This window comes from Paenibacillus arenilitoris, assembly GCF_014705655.1.
Lineage (GTDB): Bacteria > Bacillota > Bacilli > Paenibacillales > Paenibacillaceae > Pristimantibacillus > Pristimantibacillus arenilitoris.
In genome coordinates, this window is sequence record NZ_JACXIY010000022.1 from 45,122 (window position 1) to 65,749 (window position 20,628).

The window sequence follows — 20,628 nt, forward strand, 5'->3', positions numbered from 1 at the left end:
AATGTCCTGGCAAGATCGCGCAACAACCATTCGACGTAGGAGGTCTTTGCATGATCCGATTGGAAAACAAGCGGTTAATCGTAACGATCGATGAAGGCAATGGGTGCATCGGCAGCTTGTTCGACAAAAGCAGCAACAGAGACTACATAGCCGCGGGGAAGCCAGGCGAGCCATACCGGATCGAGGCCGGGGGCGAGCTCGCAAGCGGGTTCGAATCGTTCGGTTATTCGGTAGAAGAGACGAAGCCGGGCGAGACGAGAGTCGCGCTGACGTGGAAGGTGCGGGAAGGCTTGACGGTGACGGGCGTTGTCGCCGTCCGGGATGACGAAGAAGATATCCGCTTCTGTTGCGACGTCAAAAATGAAACCGATTCCACAATTGCGGGGGTCGAGTTTCCGATCGTGCCGAACCTGACGGCCATAACGGAAGACGGGGACGGCGACTATTTGGCGCACAGCTTCGGGACGGGGATTCTTATCCGGAATCCGATGAATAACTTCGAGAAGGACGGTAACGGGCTGCGGCATATGCCGTATCCGGAAAGCTTCTCCGGCGCGTCGATGCAGTTTTTCGCCTATTATGGAGAGAATGCCGGAGGCTTGTATTTCGCCGCGCACGACGGCGAGGGCTATGCCAAGTGGCTCAATTTTTACAAGAACGGTAACGATCTGCTGGAAGCGTCTTTCTATCATGGCTGCGAGGACATGGGCGCGGGCAAAGGGATGAGGACCGAATACCCGGTCGTCATTCGAGCGCTTGCGGGAGACGGCTGGTACGAAGCGGCGGCGATGTATAAGGAATGGGCGGTGCGGCAATTTTGGTGCGCGAAGGGCGAGCTGTACGACCGCGAGGAGCATGAGCGCGCGCGTTGGCTGCACGAGGAGATGGGCGCTTCCACCTTCGGCATCAACGCGAGCCGCGACCGGGCGGCCTGGATTCATACGTATCACGATTACATCCGTACGCCGATCTTCCATATGCTCGGTCCGGATTGGCCCAAAATCGACGTGAAATTCGGCGGGGACAAGCCCGGCGGGCTGGAGGACTGGTTCCCCGCGAGATTCAACGAAGACAATCTGAACGCCATGAAGCGATACGGCGACAAGTTCGCGCCGTTCGAATTCGATTATATTTTCAACTTCGACCGGACCGACGGGCAGCTGGCGGAGCAGGCGAAGCAGATCTTCCCCGAGCCCGAGGCGATGAAGAGCATCGACAAATACAAATTCCGGCTGCTCTGCCCGGCGCATCCTTATACGCACGAGCTGCACGTCCGCCGGGACGAGCGGCTTCAGGAGGAAGCGGGCGTCGATTCGATCTACTACGATATTTCCGCCAATAACATCATGAAGATTTGCATGAACGAAGAGCATGATCACCCGGTAGGCGCAGGCCGCGCGATCACGATGGCGTACCGCCGGAACTACATCGATACGAAGGCGGCGATGATCCGGAAAGCCGGCCGCTACGTCCCGATGGGCACGGAAATGATGTGCGAGGTGTTTCTCGACGTATTGGATTATTACCAATCCCGGGCGGGAGGCCGGCCGGCGGCGCCGCTGGAGTTCTGGAACATCCGGGAGCTGGCGACCTCCGGCGCGGCGCGGCTCATTCCGATGTTCGCCTTCGTCTACCACGAGTACGGGGCGCTTCGCATGGACGGCTGGGGCAAGCTCGTGGAGGAAATCGGTGAGCTGTTCTATTATTCTGTAGCCCGGACCTATCTGTGGGGAGGCTTGTACGAGCTGAATCACGAGTACAGCCCGATGGAGGCGCTGGACGGCGTCGAAAACAAGTCCGATGAGCACTACTGCCCGTTCGGCGAAAGAGGCTACGCATTCTCCGCGGAGCGCGCCGCATACGTCGGCATGTATGCCGGTCTCCGGACCGGAGCCGGCAACAAGTATTTGGCCTACGGGCGGATGTTAAAGCCGCTTGCCTACGCATGCGAGCGGATCGCGCTTGACTGGTATCATTACAATCATGGACCAAACTCCGCCGATTACAATACGTCGGGGACGTACGAGGCGGAGTCGGTTATTCATTCCGCCTGGCTGTTCAGGGGCGAGAGCGCGGGGCTGTTCTTCGCGAACGTCACGGGCGAGGCCGTATCCGTGCAATTCGAGATCGACCCGCGCCGCTTGGAGCTGGACGCCGCCGGGGAATACCGCGTGCTGCGTATCGACAAGGAGAAGAAGCGGGAATGGTTCGCCATCGGCCCGGGCGAGGTCCGGAATGCGGACTTGTCCATCCCGGCTAGAAGCTATGCGCTGATTGAAGTATGTACGTAGCGTCCGGAAGCGAAGGCTTGATTAGAGTCTGATTAGAGCAGGCTGCGCTCAATCGAGCGGCAGCCTGTTTCGGTTCTTTGAAATAAACTAAATAACGCCAGAATTAACAATGAAGTATGGAGCTGGGAGTAGAAAGCTAACGGTGCCCTCCGGATCAAAGGAAAGCGAAGCGATGCCATAATTATTAATGGTTACGTTGACCGGCGAAGTAATCGAAGGCTCTGCCCCGTTGATAAGCGTCCCGTTGATCAGCCGCAATACATCGGGAGGCTCGGCGCTAATCGCGATCACCGCAGTGGCCGGATCCAGGCAGCGGTAGAGTCCTTTGAACGTATAGTCGGCAGGGTTATCGACGGGAAGGTCATTGATGGCTATGACTTCCGCCCCGGCTTCCGCTTCGTCCACATACAACTGGACTCTGCCGGTGCTGGACGTTCGCAGCGCATTGTTCGTTGTGCGGATAAAGTTGATATCGGCTTGCAAGCTCCCGTCATTGGCAACGATAATGCCCGTTCCGGTATCGAAGGGTGTATCGTTTCCGATTATACTGCCGTTCGCCCTTAATGTACCGGCGTTCACGATAATGGCAGCCGCATCGGGTAACGATACGCTGCTCACGACTAACAGCTTGTCGAAGAACAAGTCTGAGGTTGCGGTGAAAGTAGAGTTATAAAGCATGCAGATTCCGCCGACTCGGACCTCGCTAACGTCGATCACGACAAAAGCCGTGTCCTGGACGGAAATTCCGGTATAATCCTCTCCGCCTTGAATCAGGCTGCCGTTGATTCGGGCATTCACGGTTCCGTTTAGCAATACGATCGTACGCACCATGCTTGGCTCGAAGGCCGACGCCTCAACGAAGGTAAGCGCGACGTTGCCCGCGCTTGCTTCCAAGGCGCGCGTCCCCAATTGCATTCTGGAAATATTGCCGCTGAAATTTCCCCCCGTGACGGAAACGCCGATCGAAGAGTCCGAGAAGGTGTTAAGCATGAATTCCCCTTGGATGTCCATATTGCCAGCCGTCAAGGCGATCATCCGCATGGAGGTGTTGGCGTCCATCCGGTTGAACTTGATATTCGTATTGCCTGCTTCCTGGAGAATCAGGCCGGCGCCGGGAGAGCCGGAGGGCACCGTGCTGGTCAAAGCGTTTACGTAGCAGCGGATATTGGGGTTGACGCCTCCGGGCGTCAAATGAATGCAGCTGCCGAAGGCGGAGATCGCATTGACGTTCGCTTCGACCTGGCCGTCGTTAATAAGAACGGCCGTCTTAAGGCCGCTGCCGTTGTCAAATGTGGAGATCCGGTCACCTATCATGTTCAAAATGGCGTTGCCCTGCACTTGAATAAGCCCGTTCACGGTACCGTTTATTTCCTGGAAGTTTAAGAACAGAATGCCGTTGCCGGCAACCCGTACGGCCGGCTCCGCCAATCCGAAGGTCGACATCTGCATCACGGTCATCTTGTGATTCCCTCCGGCTATGCGAATGCAGCCTGCCGAGCTGTTCAAAGTGTCCACCTGCAGGAGCGACTGTCCGTCTTGCAAATCAAGAGCAGCGGTCGCCGTTTGAAAGGAGTTTATATTGATGGCGTGAATGCTTGCCGACGCGGACGCGCTCAGCAAGGCAAGGCACCGTTCCTGGCTCAGCAGAAGATCGAATTCGCCAATAAAGCTGCACGTTCCGTCAATCACGAGCGCCGGAGACGGCGGATTGACGACGACTAATATGAAGGCGTTAAACGTAATTTGACCGCTTTGGAGCGATACCCCTTGAAATATGCCAACCAATGCTGTGGCACGAAGGATAAGGTTTCCGTTAAACGCCGATCCAACATTAATAATAAGGCCCGAGATGCTTTGAATGATGCTTACCCGCAAGGTGATAAGGCTCTGGTCCACGGGGGCGGTGCTGTTCGTAACTGCAATCGTTTCTCCCCCGCTCATCAGCAGTCTAGCTTCGATATCTACGGTAATCATAGCGGTTCCGGCGAGCAGAATAAGCGTGTCCGTGCCGCTGCTATCATTCGATACTTCAACGGCATTCAGAAACAAGGTTCCATTCGAGATGACGAGCGCGGAGCTCCCGGCAGCATGGTTCGTCATGCGCTCCCAAACATTGATCGTGTACGTCCCGCCCCCGGAGAGGTCGACCGTATGGCCTGCCGCATCGCTCATGGATTCGCATTCGAAGCGGATCGTGCTTGCCCCCGTGCTCCGCAGAATCGAACTTCCCGCCGCCGTGGCGCCATCGGTTTGAAATTGCCCTTCTCCGAGTACGTCAAAGGTGATGGCGGCTCCGGAATCGTTAAAAAGATTTCCAACGGCGGTTACGATCGATCCCTTTTCAAAGACCCAGCTGATCCCGTCCTTCGCCAAATTCGTCTCCGTGTAGGAACCGGGACGAACGACGATTCTCGTTCCGGAAGGCGCTGCGGCTGCCGCGGCTGCGGCCGTCTGCCATGGCTTCGTCTCGTCGTCAAGAATAGCCGTAGCGTTGTTGCCGTAGACCGGATCGACGAATGCCGTCTGATTGACCAGAAGCTGTGAAGGTCCCGGAGGACCGATTACGCCTTGAGGCCCGGACGGACCTGCCGGACCCGGCGGTCCTGGAGGACCTTCCGGTCCGGGCGGTCCCGGAGGACAACGATGATGCCCCATCTCGCATCTCCTTTTATTGTCAAATGGTATAACTATCTTCTTATCATATTATTGTGCGGTAGGGGAGCCACAGCTATTGCCCGTTGTGTTATGCAATTGGGCAAAAACGGCGCGAAAATTGTACGTTCAAGGGCGCCCTTGTCCCATGCCGGTCCGTCCGGGCAAGCATATGCTAGAGATAGCGTTCGGGGGGAGGAATGGTCGTGGCGGATCGCCGTTTAATCGGAATCATGGTGGCTTCCAAAACCGGAAGAAGGAAGATATTGAAGCTCTATCAACGGTATTGCGCATGCGATGCGGTGCTTTTTGCCTTTACGCCGGCGGATATCCGGTGGAAAAATCAACATATCGTCGGCCTTCAATTAAGCGGGGGAAGCTGGCGGGAGAAAGCATTTCCTTTTCCTGATGCCGTCTATAATCAATGCTATAACAAAAGCGCGGCGGCGTTTCGGCCGTTAATAGACAAAATCGGCATCGGCAATTGCTTTAACGCCATTAATCGTTTAAATAAATGGGAAGTCTATCAATTATTAAGCCAATCGGAATTAAAAGCATTTTTGCCGGATGCGTTTCTTTGCGATGAAGAGAAGTTGCTGGCGCTGGTTAAGCAACATAGGCTCCTATACCTGAAGCCATTCTATGGCAACAAAGGGAATGGGGTTTATCGGATCGAACGAATGGACAACGGGGATATTCATCTCTCCGAGCACAGCGTGGCTCCTGCCTATATTTGCAGGAACGACGAGCAATTTCGGAATAGAATAGCCGGCCTTGCCGATTTGAAAGACTGCCTGGTTCAAAGAGGGATCCGCCTTAGCCGGGCGGAGGGGCGTTATTTTGATAGCCGCGCTCTTGTTCAAAAAAATATTCGCGGCGAGTGGAGCCTGTCGGCGCTCGCGTGCAGGACGGCCTATGAAAACTATTTCAACACGAGTATCGTGAAGGACGTTTATGCTGCGGAGGAGCTTTTCTCGACCCTTTATTCAGCCAATGAAAAGCTGGAACTCATGCGGTCCATGGAAACAATAAGCCTTGCAGCCGCCAACATGATGGATAACCATCTAGGGCTATTCGGGGAATTAAGCGTTGATTTTGCTATCGATGCCGATCAGCGGCTATGGATCATCGAGCTTAATGGCAAACCGCAAAAAATGATATATAATCAGATTCGAAACGTTAAGCATAAGCATCGGGTGTATAGCAGGCCGATCGAATACGCTTATTATTTAGCCGGATACGGGAGAGGATGATAACGGTGCGCAGAGTAGACGTGGCCTATGTACTTATTACGAATGATGAGCGGGATCGGGTGTTAATGGTCAGAAACGGCGGCTCGATGGTTTGGTCGCTTCCGGGCGGCGCGGTCGAGCCGAACGAGTCGCTGGACGCCGCGGCGATCAGGGAAGCCAAGGAGGAGACGGGGCTGGATATCGAAGTGGGAGGGATTTGCGCCGTTAACGAGTGCGTGTTCGAGGGGCTTGGCGAGCATGCCGTCTTCTTTACGTTTAAAGCGAAGATCGCCGGCGGAGAGATCGAGATATCGCGGCCGGATGAAATCGTCGATGTGAAGTGGGTGCCGCTCGAAGAGGCGGATCGGCTAATGCCTTATCACAAGGATGGCGTACAGGCGTTGATCGGCAAGCCGGACGTCCCTTATCATGACCAAGGCAGGCGGGAATAGCGGTTTACAGAAACGGGCATCATTTGATACGATAGGTCCAATAATGAAACGCGACGACGAGAAGAGTAGGGGAACATGGCCTTGCACAGAGAGCTCCGGATGGTGGGAAGGAGCGAAGCGCCTAACCTTGAACCAAGCCTCCGAGCGGCGCGCCGGAACCGATTGCGAGGAGATGGCGCGACGGGTGCTCCCGTTACCGGGCTAGAGTATAAGCATAGCAGGCTATGCCGTACTTGAAGAGGTTAATATGGCGACATATTAACGAAGCTGGGGTGGCACCGCGAACAATCTCGTCCCCAAGACGCAAAGTCTTGGGGGTGGGATTTTTTTGTTTGCCGGAAAGCCATAACGATGAGGAGGAGCCTGCCATGAGCAACGAAATCGTGAACGACACGGACCATTTTTTATTTAAGCTGATCTGCGGGGAGCTTGAGGCAAGCGGCTTCGGCAGAGGGATGCGCACGCGGTTTCCGCCCGAGCCGAACGGTTATCTGCATATCGGAAGCGCCTACGCGATCCATTCGAACTACGAGATCGCGCGGCGGTTCGGCGGGCAATTCCACCTGCGTTTCGACGATACGAATCCGTTGAAGGAAGACATCGAATACGTGCGGGCGATCATCGAGGACATCAAGTGGCTCGGTTACGACCCGGGCGAGCATATTTACTACGGCTCTGATTACTCGGACGATATTTATCGGGCCGCGGTGAAGCTGATCGAGCGGGGTAAAGCGTACGTATGCGAGCTGACGCCCGAGGAAGTGACCGAATACCGCGGAACCTTGACCGAGCCGGGCAGGAATAGCCCGTATCGGGACCGCCCGGCCGGGGAGAACCTGGCCTTGTTCGCGGCGATGAAGAAGGGGGAGCGCCCCGCCGGCTCGATGGTGCTGCGCGCCAAGATCGACATGGCTTCTCCCAATATGAACATGAGGGATCCCGTCCTGTACCGGATCATCCACGCCGAGCATTACCGGACGGGCCGCGACTGGTGCGTCTACCCGATGTACGATTTCGCGCATCCGATCCAAGACGCGATCGAAGGCATCACCTATTCCTTGTGCTCGATCGAATTCAAGGACCATCGGCCGCTGTACGAATGGGTGCTGCGCGAGCTGGACATACCCGAGCCGCCGCGCCAACGGGAGTTCGGCAGGCTCAGCTTGACGGGGGTCGTAACGAGCAAGCGGTTTTTGCGGCAGCTGGTCGAAGGGGGCTACGTCGACGGCTGGGACGATCCGAGGCTGCCGACGATCAAGGGCTTGCGACGGCGCGGCTTTACGCCGGAGAGCATACGGCGCTTCATCGAGGAGATCGGCAGCATCCGCACCCAGAGCACGGTGGATATCTCGATGCTCGAGCATTCGCTCCGGCAGGACCTGAAGGACAGGACATCCGGCATCATGGCCGTGCTTCGTCCCTTGAAGGTCGTCATCGCGAATTACCCGGAGGGCGGCTCCGAGCTGCTGACCGTCGAGAACAACAGCGGCAACGAAGCGCTTGGGCGAAGGGAAGTGCCGTTTGCCAAAGTTATCTATATCGAGCGGGACGACTTCGCCGAGCATCCGCCGAAGGGCTTTCACCGGCTGTCGCCCGGCGCGGAGGTCAGGCTGAAGGGGGCCTATTTCATCAAGTGCGAGGAAGTCGTGAAGGATCCGGCAACGGGAGAAGTGACCGAGCTGCGCTGCACGTACGATCCGCAGACGAAGAGCGGGACCTGCTTCGCGGGCCGGAAGGTGAAGGGGACGATCCACTGGGTTTCGGCGGAGCATGCCGTGAGAGCCGACGTTCGGCTGTACGAGAAGCTTCTGCTGAAGGAGGAGCAGCCGAAGGACGACGGGGAATCGTGGGAGTCGCTCGTCAATCCGGATTCGCTCCTGCTGCTGAAGGATTGTTTGCTTGAGCCGGCCGCGCGGCTGGTGCGCCCGGAGGAAAAGGTGCAATTTTTCCGTCACGGCTACTTCAGCGCGGACCCGAAATACGGGGCGGAAGGCCGGCCGGCGTTCAACCGCATCGTGCCGCTGAAGGACACATGGAATAAATCGCAATGAATGCGAGAAAGGCAAGGGAGGGCAACAGCTGCCCTCTCTTTTTTGTATGCTGTGCGCTTGACCGAAGCGGAGGCTCGTTGCGCAACGGACCTCGGAGCCGCTATACGTTGATTGGCCCGCCATACCTATGACCAGCTAATGAGGCAAACTCATTAAATTGTGAGGCAAACCTCACTCTTTTCGCCGTCTGCGTAGAAATTAGTTGAAATAGTGAGGGAAACCTCACTCGCCATGAGGCGGGATTCACGGGGAATGAGGTTTACCTCACTAATTCGTAAGCGGGGGACTATTTGAATTGAATTAGTGAGTCTAGGCTCACAAATTGTGAAAGCAACCTCATTCCTCTACCCTCTGCCCCTGCCTCCGGGCTGCCCACCCGAAAAACGGAACCCCGAATACGAAATCTGAAGCCTTACGGGATTCTGGGCAACCTTCTACAATGGAGCTATATCGCTGCAAAGGCTTACAACAGATTCGCTACACCATGGAGGTTATTATCGTGAAGACACACCTCGAACCGGCGCCGGCGGCGCTGCGTGCCGGAGAGACCAAGGCGGCTGCCCGGGGCAGATGGCTGAGGAAGCTGTACGGCCAACGGCATATTCAGATCATGGCGCTGCTCGGCGTCATTTGGATGGTCATCTTCAACTACGTTCCGATGTACGGGGTCATTATCGCCTTCAAGGAGTTCAACATCGTCAAAGCGATCAGCGCGGCGCCGTGGGTCGGCTTCGGCCACTTCAAGGAATTTTTCGGGGACGAGAGCTTCGCGAACGTCATGAGGAACACGCTCGGCATCAGCCTTATCAAGCTGGCGATCGGGTTTCCGCTTCCGATTCTGTTCGCCCTGTTCCTGAACGAGGTCCGTTCCGTCGTTTTCAAAAAATCGATCCAGACGATCTCATACTTGCCCCACTTCCTGTCGTGGGTCATCCTCGGCGGCATTCTGACGACGTGGCTCGCGGACGTGGGCATCGTGAACAACATCCTGCTCGCCCTGCATCTGATCGACGAGCCGATCTCGTACTTGGCGGAGCCAAGCTATTTCTGGAGCATCATTATCGCGTCGGACATTTGGAAGGAGCTCGGCTGGTCGGCGATCATCTACCTCGCGGCCATCGCGAGCGTATCGCCGGAATTGTACGAAGCGGCGACGATCGACGGCGCGGGACGTTTTCAAAAAATGTGGTACGTGACGCTGCCTTCCATCAAGGCGACGATCTCGATCCTGTTCATTCTGGCGGTCAGCGGCGTGCTGAACTCCAACTTCGACCAAATTCTCGTGCTGCGCAACTCGCTGAACGAGAGCGCCAGCAACGTCATCGATATTTACGTGTACCAGACGGGCATGCAGCAGGGCCGCTATTCGTACTCCACCGCGGTCGGCCTGTTCAAATCCGCGATCGCGCTCATTCTGCTGCTCCTCGCCAACCGGGTTACGAAAAAAATGAACGATACTTCGCTTTTCTAGAACAGGAGGCTGCAGGCCGTGTTTCGTTTAAAACGCAAAACAAAGGGAGAAGCTTTCTTCGACCTCTTCAACAACTTCGGCATGCTGCTCGTCTGCTTCGCCACGCTCTATCCGATCTGGTACGTGCTCGTCAATGCGTTCAACGAGGGGCAGGACGGCATGCGCGGCGGCATCTACTGGTGGCCGCGGGTATTCAGCCTGGAGAGCTTCGAAGCGGTGTTCCAGAGCAGCGGCATCATGACGGCGATGGGCATTACGGTCGCCAAGACGGTGCTCGGCACGCTTATCCACGTGTTTTTTACGGCGATGGTCGCGTACGCGTTCTCCCGCAAAAACCTGATCGGGGGCAAAATCTACATTTTCGTCGGCACCGTCACGCTGTTCTTCGGCGGCGGCCTTATCCCGACCTACCTGCTCATGAGGGATCTGCAGCTGCTCGACAACTTCATGGTCTATATCATCCCGGCGATGTTCAGCTTCTTCGACCTGATCATCTTCATGACCTTCTTCCGGGAAATACCGGACGGTCTGGAGGAAGCGGCCAAGATCGACGGGGCGAACGACTGGTCCATTCTGCTGCGGGTCGTCCTGCCGGTGTCGATGCCGGTCATCGCGACGATCGCCCTGTTCCACGGCGTCTACCAATGGAACGATTATTTTGCGGGCGTCATCTATATGAACAACATGGACATGCAGCCGATTCAAACGTACTTGTACCGCGTCGTGGCCCAGTCGAGCTCCAACCAGATGGTGGCCGCCATACCGGGCGGCATCGGCAAGACGGTGACGTCGCAGTCCATCAAGCTGGCGACCATGGTCGTGACGACCCTGCCGATCGTCCTCGTCTACCCGTTCTTGCAGAAGTATTTCGTCAAAGGGATGATGATCGGCTCGATCAAAGGCTAATTCCGGCATTGCCTTCCGCCTTTACGACGCGGAGGATTGCATATATCATTATTTATTCGAACAGAGAAGGGGAAACGAATATGAACAAGAAGCACACGTTCAACAGGCTGTTCCTGCCGGTGCTGGCATCGGCGCTGCTATTCACGGCCGCTTGTTCTTCGAACGGCGGCGGCAACGCCGGGAAGGAAGAGGGGAGCGCGCCCCCCGCGGAGGACGTGAAGCTGACCCAGGACGACAAAGGCTGGGAGCTGGACAAATCGCCGATTACGTTCGACTGGTACATTAACTTCTCCTGGTTCCCGAACAAGTGGGGCGTCGACGCGACAAGCAAGTACATTACGGAGAAGACGGGCGTCAACGTCAATTTCATCGTCCCTGCCGGCAACGAGGCGGAGAAGATGAACACGATGATCGCCTCCGGCACGCTGCCCGACTTCATTACGCTCGGCTGGTACGAGGACGCCGTCAAAAAAATGATCGAGGGCGATCTGGTGCTGCCGCTGAACGAGCTCGCCGACGAGTACGACCCCTACTTCTACAAAGTGACCGATCCGGCGAAGCTGTCCTGGTACACGCAGGAGGACGGCAACGTGTACGGCTATCCGAACGCTTCGTCCTCTCCCAAGGATTACGAGAAATTCGGCGACAACATCACGTCGACCCAAACGTTCCTCGTGCGCAAGGACATGTACGAGGCGCTGGGCAAACCGGACATGCGCACGCCGGAAGGGTTCCTGAAGGCGCTTGCCGACGCGAAGGAGATGTTCCCGGACGTGAACGGCCAGCCGCTGATCCCGCTCGGCATGTACGACTTCAACGAGACGGGCAACGCGTCGCTGCAGCATTACATTCAGAACTTCCTGGCGATTCCTTACGACAAGGACGGCCAGCTGTACGACCGCGACACGGATCCCGAATACGTGAAATGGCTCAAAACGATGCGCCAGGCGAACGAGAACGGGCTGCTGGCCAAAGATATTTTCATCGACAAGCGTCCGCAAATGGAAGAGAAGATCGCGCAGGGCCGCTACTTCGCGATGCTGTACGCCAGAAGCGATCTGGCCAACCAGCAGAACGCGCTGTACGCGAACGATCCGAACTCGGTCTATATCGCGGTCGACGGTCCGGCGAACGCGAACCTGGACCAGCCGACGCTCGCCGGCCCTTCGATCTCCGGCTGGACGGTGACGCTCATCTCCAAGAACGTGAAGGACAAGGCGCGCGCCATCCGCTTCCTGGATTACCTGATCTCCGAAGAAGGGCAGCACGACACGTTCTTCGGCAAGCAAGGCGTAACGTGGGATACGATCGACGGCAAGGATCAATTCCTGCCGGATGCCTTGAACCTGCTGAATACGGACCGCGGCGCGTTCGACAAGCAGCACGGCGCGTCCCATACGTTCTGGATGATGATGGACACGAACCTGACGCCGATCTGGTCGCCGCCGGCGGTCGAGCCGTTCAAGCAAATGGAGGATTGGACGCGCGGCAAGGCGAAGAGCTTGTCCCAGTTCGACCAGCTTAATCCGACGGGCAATTCCGAAGAAGGCATCATGAATACGAAGATCAGCCAGGAGATCGGCAAAGTGCTTCCGAAGCTCGTGCTCGCCAAGTCGGAAGCCGAGTTCGACAAGATTTGGGAAGATTATCTGGCGAAGCGCGACTCCCTCGGCTTCGAGACGGTTCAGGCGTACAAACAGAAGAAATACGAAGAGAACGTCGCGAAACTGGCGGAATTTTTGAAATAAGCGATCGAAGCAGCACGGCGGGCATGTCCACGCAGCGAAAGGTACTCCGGAGCCGTTATCGGCCCGGAGTGCTTTTTGTCGCATTTCGGCTATAATAGGGAATTAAACGCGAAGCGGAAGTGGGAGCAGCATGGGCGGAAAAATCCGGTTTCACCTTCAATCGATGTCGCATTGGCTTGGCCGCCGATCGATGCAGAGCCGCCTGGTGGCGGCGTATATCGTCATCTTGCTTATCCCGAGCATCGTCGTGTCGAACTATTTGTTCGACCAGATCCGGGACAGTTATATTAGCGATACGGTCAAGCAGGGCCAGTATTTGCTCGAATTGGAGAAGGTCAATATGATCAATCAGATCGAAGCGATGGAGCTGGCGGTTCAGTTGACGATAGCGGAATCCGATATTCTCGATTACGTGTCGACGAAGGAAGAGCTGCCGACCGAGGAGCTGCTCGAGCTGTCCCGGGGGCCGTTCACCGACATGATCAATATCCAGACGAACAATCCGAACATCGCCCATCTCCGCCTGTTCGCGGACAATGACAAGATATCGGAAATATGGCCCGTTATTTTCCACGAGCGCCGCATTCGGCAGGAGCCCTGGTTCGCCGGGCTGGATCTGCGGGAAGGGGAAGAGCTGTGGCTGTTCAAGGACCGGGACCCGGATATATTGCACCGGAACGTGACGGACGCGAACGACCGGATGCCGAAGGTGTCCCTCGTGCGCGCCGTGCACGCCGGGGGCAAGCGCATCGGCCTGATCCAGGTGGAGATGCTGCTGAAGCAGTTCTCGCCGAAGGCGTTCGCGAGCGTCGTGGACGAAGGCTCGCAGATGATGGTCGCGGACGGCGGCGGGGCGATCTTCCTGGATGAAGAGCAGCCATTCGTAGGGGGCAATCCGGGGCTGCGCGAAGCGATCGCGGCGGAGTTCGCCGAGATGCGGCGGCTCGGGACGCCGGAGAGGCGCTTTAGCGTGAACAAGCATCCGTATCTGCTCGTCGGGACGCCCGTCGAACAGGTCGGCGCCCATCTGCTGAACGCCGTATCGCTCGAGGCCGTGCATGCGCGGGTATCCAAGGCGGAGAAGCAGATCGTTGCCGCCAACTTCCTATTGATCGGCCTGCTGTCCGTCATTACGTATATGCTCAATTCGTTCATTCTCAAAAACCTGCGCCGCCTGACGGACGCAATGAAGAAAGTGCGGAGAGGGGAGAAGCCTGCCGGACTGCCGCTGACCGGAGGCGGGGAGATCGGGGAATTGGCCTTCCATTTCAATAAATTGATTCATACCATTAACGAGCTGATCGCGCAGGGCGTGAAGAAGCAGGCGCTGACGAAGGAAGCCGAGCTGCGCACGCTGCACAGCCAGATCGACTCCCATTTTCTATACAATACGCTTGAGAATATTAAAATGCTGGCGGAGATGGAGAACCAGCGGACGATCTCCGATTCGCTCACTTCGCTTGGCGGCATGATGCGCTACAACTTCAAGTGGTCGGGCGAATACGTGAGTCTGCGGGACGAAATTCGCCACATCGAGAACTACGTCGCCGTCATGAACATCCGGTTCGACGAGCCGATCCGGCTTGAGCTGCAGCTCGGTCCTGGGCTGCTCGAGATCGAGGTGCTCAAGATGTCCTTGCAGCCGATCGTCGAAAATGCGGTGAAGCACGCGTGGAACGGAACGGAGGAGGGCGAGCGGCGCATCCGGATAGACGCGGCCGAGGCTCCGGACGAGCGGATCGTTATTCGATTGAGGGATAACGGGGCAGGCATCGAGGCGGGGCGACTGGAGCGGCTGAACGCGAGCATGCAGCGGGAGAGCGCGGGCTCTGTAGAGCAGGAGCGAAGCGGGAAGCAGACGTTCGGCATCGGCCTTCGCAACGTCCATCAGCGAATCCGGCTCTATTACGGCAAGCCATACGGACTACAGGTGTACAGCGAGGAAGGGCGATACACCGAGGCGGTCATTACCCTTCCGAAGGTACTGTTAATGGGGGGAAGTGCGGGCAATGAGAAGCATTCTGATCGCGGATGACGAGAAAAATATCCGCTTCGGCCTGAGGACGATGATCGAGCGGGAATTTCCGGACTTTTATCGAATCCGGACGGCCGTCCACGGCGAAGACGCCCTCGCGCAATATCGGAGCGAGAGGGCCGATGTCGTCATTACCGATATCCGCATGCCGGTCATGGACGGCATCGAGCTGATCAAGCGGCTGACGGAGGAACCGGGGAGCGGGCCGCCGCCCGTCTTCATCATCCTGAGCGGCTACGACGACTTCGCTTATGCCAAGGCGGCCATCGAGTACCAGGTTAAGGATTACCTGCTGAAGCCGATACGCAGGGAGGAGCTGTTCGAGTCGCTGCGCAAGAGCGAGCGTACGCTGCTGGCGCAGGCCGAGCTGGCCGAGCGGGCGGCCGTCGGCGATTCTTACCGCGAGCAGCTGCGGATTACCCGGCTGCGGGAGTGGTTCGCGCAGGACGATCCGCGGGAGGGAGACGCGGAGGAGATCGCGGCCGCTGTCGGCTTCGGGCAATTCGCGCGGCCGTTCACCGTCGCCGTGCTGAGCTACAAGCCGGAGGGCGGCGAGTCGATGAGCAAGGAAGAATTCAAGCTGCTCGTCGAGAAGAAGCTGCTGCCGATGCAAGGGGCGCTCGAGCTCGCCTTCCACGACCTCGAGAACAAGCTGGTCCTGATCGGGAGCCCGGTGGAGCGGTTCCGGGAGCTGTGCGGACAGACCGGCGGCGTCGAGCTGGACGGCCTGCGCATGGGCGTCAGCGGGGAAGGGGAACGGCCGGTTGAGCTGCACCGCTGCTACAAGCAGGCGGCGGAGGCGCTCCGGTATTCGTTCCTGTATTCGAACCGGCGCATGCTGCGGTATGAGGATATCAAGGCGGAGCGGCGCATGTACAAGGTGCCGGACGAGGACATCCGGAGGCTCGGCAACATGCTGGGCACCGACCGGGAGCGGGAAGCACTGGAGCTGCTGAAGCAAATTTTCCATACCGAAGACATCCCGGACGTCGATATCGGGTACTTGAAGCTGGTCGGCAAGCGGATCAACGAGCAGGTGCTCGACGAGGTGTTCCGCGTCTACGGCGAGGAATCGATCGAAGTGCTGAAGCTGTACCGCAAGGTAGGCAACATGGACAATTTCCGGAGCTTTCACGATTATTACCGCTGCCTGGAGCACCTGCTGCTGAGCGTGAACGAATACGTCAGAGGGATCCGCAGCGCCTACAGCGAGCATGCCGAGATGAAGGCGGCCGTGAAGTATATCGAGGAAAACTATTTCAAGCCGCTGAACATGGCCGTCGTCAGCAATTACGTGGGGCTGAATTATTCCTACTTCAGCGAAGCGTTCAAAGCCCATACGGGCGAGAGCTTCGTGCCGTATTTGAAGAAGGTGCGGATCGGCAAAGGGAAGGAGCTGCTGCGGGGGGACGACCGCAAGCTGCACGAGATCGGCAGCGCCGTCGGCTTCGAGAACAGCAAGCAGTTCTCCCGCGTGTTCAAGGAGCTGGAGGGCGTGTCGCCGCAGGAATACCGGATCAAGGTCAGGTCGGACGCCGGTCTGGACCCGGGGAGCGTCAGCGAGTAAACGGCGGAGGGACGATAGAGGTCCCTCTTTTTTGCGTGTATGAAAATCGAAATGACGCCGAAATTTACTGCTTGACAAAAGGCGGACGCCATATTAACCTTTAACTAAACATCATGATGTTATAACGTAGTTACATCACGAGCAAGGGACGGATATCGCCGATGCAGCTGCGCGAGAAGATATCTTTTCTTTTGACAAGAAAGAAAGCGCTTGCTTGGTCTGGCGCCGTCTTCATTTTCTGCTGTCCTGCCATATCGCTTATTGAAAAGGGGGGGGGGCGCCCGTTTATGGAACAGGCCGTTCACGAGAAGCTTCGCGACAGCTCGAAGCGTTCCAAGCATTCCGTCTGGCGCGAGTATAAGAAATACAGGGGCTTGCTGCTGCTGCTGCTGCCCGGCATCGTGTTCTACAGCGTCTTTCACTACGCGCCGTTGTACGGCATCCAGCTGGCCTTCAAGGAATTCCGCATCATGGACGGCATCGCCGGCAGTCCGTGGGTCGGCTTCAAGCACTTCAACACGATGTTCTTCGTCTCCAACCAGTTCGGCACGATATTGAAGAACACGCTGATCATCAGCTTCCTGCATATCGTGTTCGGGTTTCCGGCGCCGATCGTATTGGCGCTCCTGTTCAACGAAATCCGCCTGAAGGTATTCAAGCGGGTGACGCAATCGATCTCGTATTTGCCGCATTTCCTGTCCTGGATCATTCTGGCGGGCCTGCTGACGACGATTCTGTCCCCGTCGACGGGCATCGTGAACCAGCTTATCGCGTCGCTGGGCTTCGAGCCGATCTATTTCCTGGGCGATCCGAATTACTTCCGCTTCACGCTCGTCGTATCCGGCATTTGGAAGGAAATCGGCTGGGGCACGATCATTTATTTGGCAGCGCTTGCAAGCGTCGACCCGCATCTGTACGAGGCGGCCGTCGTGGACGGCGCGAACCGCTGGCGGCAGACGCTCAGCATTACGATTCCTTGCCTGCTTCCCGTCATATCGATCATGCTGCTCCTTCGCATCGGGGGCATTCTGGACGCGGGCTTCGATCAGATTCTCAACCTGTACAATCCGGCCGTTCTGAAGGTATCGGACATTCTCGACACGTACGTGTACCGGGTCGGCATCGGACAGTTCCAGTACGGCCTGACGACGGCGGTCGGCCTGTTCAAGAACGTCGTCGGCTTTATGATGATTCTGTTCGCGAACTACGCCATCAAGAAGATGGGGCAGGAAGGGCTGTTCTAGCGACGGGTCAACAGACGAAATCAGGAGGTTAAGCCATGCTGCACATGACGGCGGGAGAGAAGGTATTCCAGTTTTTTTTGATCCTGTTCATCACGCTAATGAGCGTCGCGATGCTGTATCCCTTTATCCACCTATTGTCGGTATCGTTAAGCACGCCCGCCGAAGCGATCCGGCCCGGCCTGCATGTGTACCCCTTGGAGTTTTCCTTGGAGGCGTACAACAAGACATTCGCTTCGAGCCAAATATGGATCGGCTTCAAAAATACGATTTTCCGGACGGTCGCGGGCACGTTTCTCGCCCTGTTCATGATGGCGCTGACCGCCTACCCGCTTTCCAAAAAATATTTGCCGCACCGCTCCTTCTACACGCTGTTCATCGTCTTCACGATGTTTTTCAGCGGCGGACTGATTCCGAGCTACCTGCTGATCAAAGGGATCGGGCTCATCAACTCCGTATGGGTGTACGTGATCCCGGTCATGATCCAAACGTTCTCCTTGCTCGTCATGCGCAACTTCTTCATGGAAATTCCGAGCGAGCTCGAGGATTCCGCCAAGATGGACGGGGCGGGCGACTTCCGCATTCTGCTATCGATCATCCTGCCGCTATCCAAGCCGATCATGGCGACGGTCGGCTTGTGGCAGGCCGTCAATCATTGGAACGCCTGGTTCGACGGAATGCTGTACATTCAGGACCCGAGCAAAATGGTGCTGCAAATGTTCCTGCGCAAGCTGATCGTATCCGGCGAGGAGCAGGAGATGAACGCCATTATGAACCAGGCGCCCGGCGTCGAGATCGTCACTCCGGAGACGATCAAAGCGGCTACGTTGATGGTGGCCACCCTGCCGATCCTCATCGTTTATCCTTTCATCCAGAAGTACTTCGTCAAGGGGATCATGGTAGGCTCGCTGAAAGGCTAAGCTTAAGGCTTCGCCGCGAATAAGGGCTTCACCGCCGAGGGGCGGCGCCGGCCGCCGCTCCTTGAAATATAAGAATTTATAAGTTTTGCACTTATAAATTAGCTTATATTTCATCGCGAAACGAGCTTATGCCGCCAAAGGACGGCGAAAGCCGTTTACGCTTGGCGATTCAACATAAATATGGAGGGGTTCGCAAATGAAGAGAGGATTCAACAGATGGGCTTCCGGCATCAGCGCCGTGCTTCTCGGCAGCCTGCTGCTCGCGGCATGCTCGGGCAACAACGGCGGCGGAGAGGGCGGCGGCACGAACGGCGCCGGAGAGGGCGGCGGCCCGGGCGGCGCGGCCGCGCCGATCGAAATATCGTGGCTGAGCTTCAATCCGCCGGATAAGGACGGGACGGAGGTGCAGAAGGCGCTGGAGGAGAAGTTTGGCGTCAAGTTCAAGAACATCCGCGTCGAGCGGCAGAAGTACAACGAGCAGCTGTTTCTGAAAATCAGCGCCGGCGAAATTCCGGACGTCATCTACACCGAAAGCCCGGGCCAGCTTGCCGAGCTTGCGCAGCAGGGCGTGCTCGCCGAGCTGCCGGAGGCGGAGATCCGAAGCGAGATGGCGGAATACGCGCCTACGCTCGACGAGCTGGACCCGTCGCTGTGGACGTACGGGCTCTATGACGGCAAGAGCTACGGCGTTCCGCTTGCCTGGCCGATCGGCAATCTGCCGTTCCTGTCCGGCTACAACGCCGAATGGCTGAACAAGATCGGCTATGCCGAGCCGCCGACAAACTTGGAGGAGTTCGAGGACGTGCTGCGGAAATTCCGCAACGACGATCCCGACGGCAACGGCGCGAAGGATACGTACGGCATTTCGGCCGCCGGCGCCGACCGCCGCAACTTTACGAGCGTATTCGGCGCCTTCGGGATCAAGCCGGAGTGGATGGTCGACGAGAACGGCGTCGTGTACAACGGCCTGATTACGGATCAGGCGAGAGAAGCGTTCCGCTTGCTTCAGAAGTGGTACAAAGAGGACTTGATCGATAAGGAATTTATTACGAAGAACGCGCAGGACGCGCATAACGATTTCTATAACCGCAAGGTCGGCATTCGGGATTGGATGTCGTTCCAGTTCGACCCGACGGTCGGCATTCTCGGCGTTGCCTTCAAAGCGAGCAACCCGGATAACGAAATCGTCGTCGGCAAGCCGCTTGAAGGTCCGGACGGACCGGGGACCGCGCTCTCCTACGGCTCGAAGAACGGCTTTATCGCGATGGGCAAGCCAGTGGCGGAGGACGAGGCCAAGAAGAAAAAAATATACGAGCTGCTGAACGCGCTCGCTACCGACGAGGAGACGTTCCTGCTAGCTTCCTTCGGTATCGAGGGCGAGCATTACGATCTCGTCGACGGCGTTGCGGCGAGCAAGCCGGAATTTGCCTCCGAAGCCAACAAGCTGAGCATCGGTGCAGGGCTGTTCTACGGAATCTTCACGCAGAAGTCTACCTTGATGGAGAAGCACGATTATCCGAAGTCGTCGCTGGAATTCGCCGCGGCCATGGACGAGGGGATGGAAGGACGGAAGCATTACGCCGTGCCGTGGTCGGTGCCTGAAGTGGCGGAGCAATATCCGGACCTCGGCACGCTGGAGACGGAAAGCTACATCAAGTTCATCACGGGCGAGCTCGACCTGGATGAGGACTTCGACAAATTCGTCTCCGACTGGAAAACGATGGGCGGCCAGGCGCTTACGGACGCCATTAACGAGAAGTACAAAGGGCTGTTCGCGCCGAAGTGAGGCGATGATCGGCAAGGGAGAGGGAGGCCTGTAAGCGGCTTCCCTTTCTTTTTGGAAGCGTTGATCGCGATCGCGAGGACGGGGCGAAATGACCTGCGGTTGTGCAGCTTTTTTCCGTGCTATGAATCCGAATATGCGAATACATGCGAAAGTGCATCTTTTTCTTCAATTGAAAGTCACTCGAGCCGTCACAACCGAGCTTTTCATGCACCTTTGCAGGTATTATCGGGTAACCAGTCATTAAGGCTTGCAAAGCCTGTACTTTTTGCACGAACC

The 20,628-nt window shown here is 57.1% G+C and carries 13 protein-coding genes and 1 other annotated feature; of the genes, 12 read left to right on the forward strand and 1 reads right to left on the reverse strand.

Translation table 11 applies throughout. The annotated features are described in order from the left end of the window. Window positions 1–50 precede the first annotated feature (50 nt). Window positions 51–2,291 (forward strand): DUF6259 domain-containing protein, encoded by a 2,241-nt coding sequence (locus IDH41_RS18590; RefSeq protein WP_190863651.1) that lies wholly within the window; start codon window positions 51–53, stop codon window positions 2,289–2,291. Between the two features lie 87 nt (window positions 2,292–2,378). On the opposite strand, the gene IDH41_RS18595 is transcribed toward IDH41_RS18590, so the two are convergent. Then, the gene (locus IDH41_RS18595; protein ID WP_190863652.1) at window positions 2,379–4,946 is read right to left on the reverse strand and encodes a hypothetical protein; all 2,568 of its coding nucleotides are present in this window, start codon (window positions 4,944–4,946) and stop codon (window positions 2,379–2,381) included. A 203-nt stretch (window positions 4,947–5,149) separates the two neighbouring features. On the opposite strand from IDH41_RS18595, the gene IDH41_RS18600 reads away from it, so the two are divergent. From IDH41_RS18600 to IDH41_RS18650, 11 genes are all read left to right on the forward strand, one after another. Then, window positions 5,150–6,196 carry a YheC/YheD family endospore coat-associated protein gene (locus IDH41_RS18600; protein ID WP_190863654.1) on the forward strand — a complete coding sequence of 349 codons (1,047 nt, stop codon included), beginning with the start codon at window positions 5,150–5,152 and terminating at the stop codon, window positions 6,194–6,196. Further along, entirely contained in the window at window positions 6,193–6,627 is a 435-nt protein-coding gene (locus IDH41_RS18605; RefSeq protein ID WP_223829851.1) for an NUDIX hydrolase, read from the forward strand. Before IDH41_RS18600 ends, IDH41_RS18605 begins: the two co-directional genes overlap by 4 nt. Window positions 6,628–6,671: 44 nt before the next feature. Beyond that, window positions 6,672–6,928: a binding site (T-box leader), on the forward strand. 67 nt (window positions 6,929–6,995) lie between these two features. Continuing rightward, the gene (locus IDH41_RS18610; protein ID WP_190863658.1) at window positions 6,996–8,678 is read left to right on the forward strand and encodes a glutamine--tRNA ligase/YqeY domain fusion protein; all 1,683 of its coding nucleotides are present in this window, start codon (window positions 6,996–6,998) and stop codon (window positions 8,676–8,678) included. Window positions 8,679–9,171: 493 nt separating this feature from the next. After that, the gene (locus tag IDH41_RS18615; RefSeq protein ID WP_397328209.1) at window positions 9,172–10,149 is read left to right on the forward strand and encodes an ABC transporter permease; all 978 of its coding nucleotides are present in this window, start codon (window positions 9,172–9,174) and stop codon (window positions 10,147–10,149) included. Window positions 10,150–10,230: 81 nt separating this feature from the next. Then, the gene (locus tag IDH41_RS18620; RefSeq protein WP_223829860.1) at window positions 10,231–11,055 is read left to right on the forward strand and encodes a carbohydrate ABC transporter permease; all 825 of its coding nucleotides are present in this window, start codon (window positions 10,231–10,233) and stop codon (window positions 11,053–11,055) included. A gap of 80 nt (window positions 11,056–11,135) precedes the next feature. Beyond that, entirely contained in the window at window positions 11,136–12,803 is a 1,668-nt protein-coding gene (locus IDH41_RS18625; protein WP_190863664.1) for an extracellular solute-binding protein, read from the forward strand. A 130-nt stretch (window positions 12,804–12,933) separates the two neighbouring features. Continuing rightward, entirely contained in the window at window positions 12,934–14,838 is a 1,905-nt protein-coding gene (locus IDH41_RS18630; protein ID WP_190863666.1) for a sensor histidine kinase, read from the forward strand. Then, the gene (locus IDH41_RS18635) at window positions 14,813–16,405 is read left to right on the forward strand and encodes a response regulator (protein WP_190863668.1); all 1,593 of its coding nucleotides are present in this window, start codon (window positions 14,813–14,815) and stop codon (window positions 16,403–16,405) included. Before IDH41_RS18630 ends, IDH41_RS18635 begins: the two co-directional genes overlap by 26 nt. A gap of 287 nt (window positions 16,406–16,692) precedes the next feature. After that, complete coding sequence (locus tag IDH41_RS18640; RefSeq protein WP_190863670.1) at window positions 16,693–17,649, forward strand: ABC transporter permease; 957 nt, start codon at window positions 16,693–16,695, stop codon at window positions 17,647–17,649. Between the two features lie 35 nt (window positions 17,650–17,684). Then, window positions 17,685–18,566, forward strand: coding sequence for a carbohydrate ABC transporter permease (locus tag IDH41_RS18645; RefSeq protein ID WP_190863672.1), 882 nt, complete (start codon window positions 17,685–17,687; stop codon window positions 18,564–18,566). A gap of 196 nt (window positions 18,567–18,762) precedes the next feature. Next, entirely contained in the window at window positions 18,763–20,352 is a 1,590-nt protein-coding gene (locus IDH41_RS18650; protein WP_190863674.1) for an extracellular solute-binding protein, read from the forward strand. Window positions 20,353–20,628 lie beyond the last annotated feature (276 nt).

Coding starts and splice junctions, on each gene's coding strand:
- IDH41_RS18635 (WP_190863668.1), top strand. CDS start 14,813: ATGAGAAGCATTCTGATCGCGGATGACGAGAAAAATATCCGCTTCGGC.
- IDH41_RS18640 (WP_190863670.1), top strand. CDS start 16,693: ATGGAACAGGCCGTTCACGAGAAGCTTCGCGACAGCTCGAAGCGTTCC.
- IDH41_RS18605 (WP_223829851.1), top strand. CDS start 6,193: ATGATAACGGTGCGCAGAGTAGACGTGGCCTATGTACTTATTACGAAT.
- IDH41_RS18610 (WP_190863658.1), top strand. CDS start 6,996: ATGAGCAACGAAATCGTGAACGACACGGACCATTTTTTATTTAAGCTG.
- IDH41_RS18625 (WP_190863664.1), top strand. CDS start 11,136: ATGAACAAGAAGCACACGTTCAACAGGCTGTTCCTGCCGGTGCTGGCA.
- IDH41_RS18595 (WP_190863652.1), bottom strand. CDS start 4,946: ATGGGGCATCATCGTTGTCCTCCGGGACCGCCCGGACCGGAAGGTCCT.
- IDH41_RS18650 (WP_190863674.1), top strand. CDS start 18,763: ATGAAGAGAGGATTCAACAGATGGGCTTCCGGCATCAGCGCCGTGCTT.
- IDH41_RS18630 (WP_190863666.1), top strand. CDS start 12,934: ATGGGCGGAAAAATCCGGTTTCACCTTCAATCGATGTCGCATTGGCTT.
- IDH41_RS18590 (WP_190863651.1), top strand. CDS start 51: ATGATCCGATTGGAAAACAAGCGGTTAATCGTAACGATCGATGAAGGC.
- IDH41_RS18620 (WP_223829860.1), top strand. CDS start 10,231: ATGCTGCTCGTCTGCTTCGCCACGCTCTATCCGATCTGGTACGTGCTC.
- IDH41_RS18645 (WP_190863672.1), top strand. CDS start 17,685: ATGCTGCACATGACGGCGGGAGAGAAGGTATTCCAGTTTTTTTTGATC.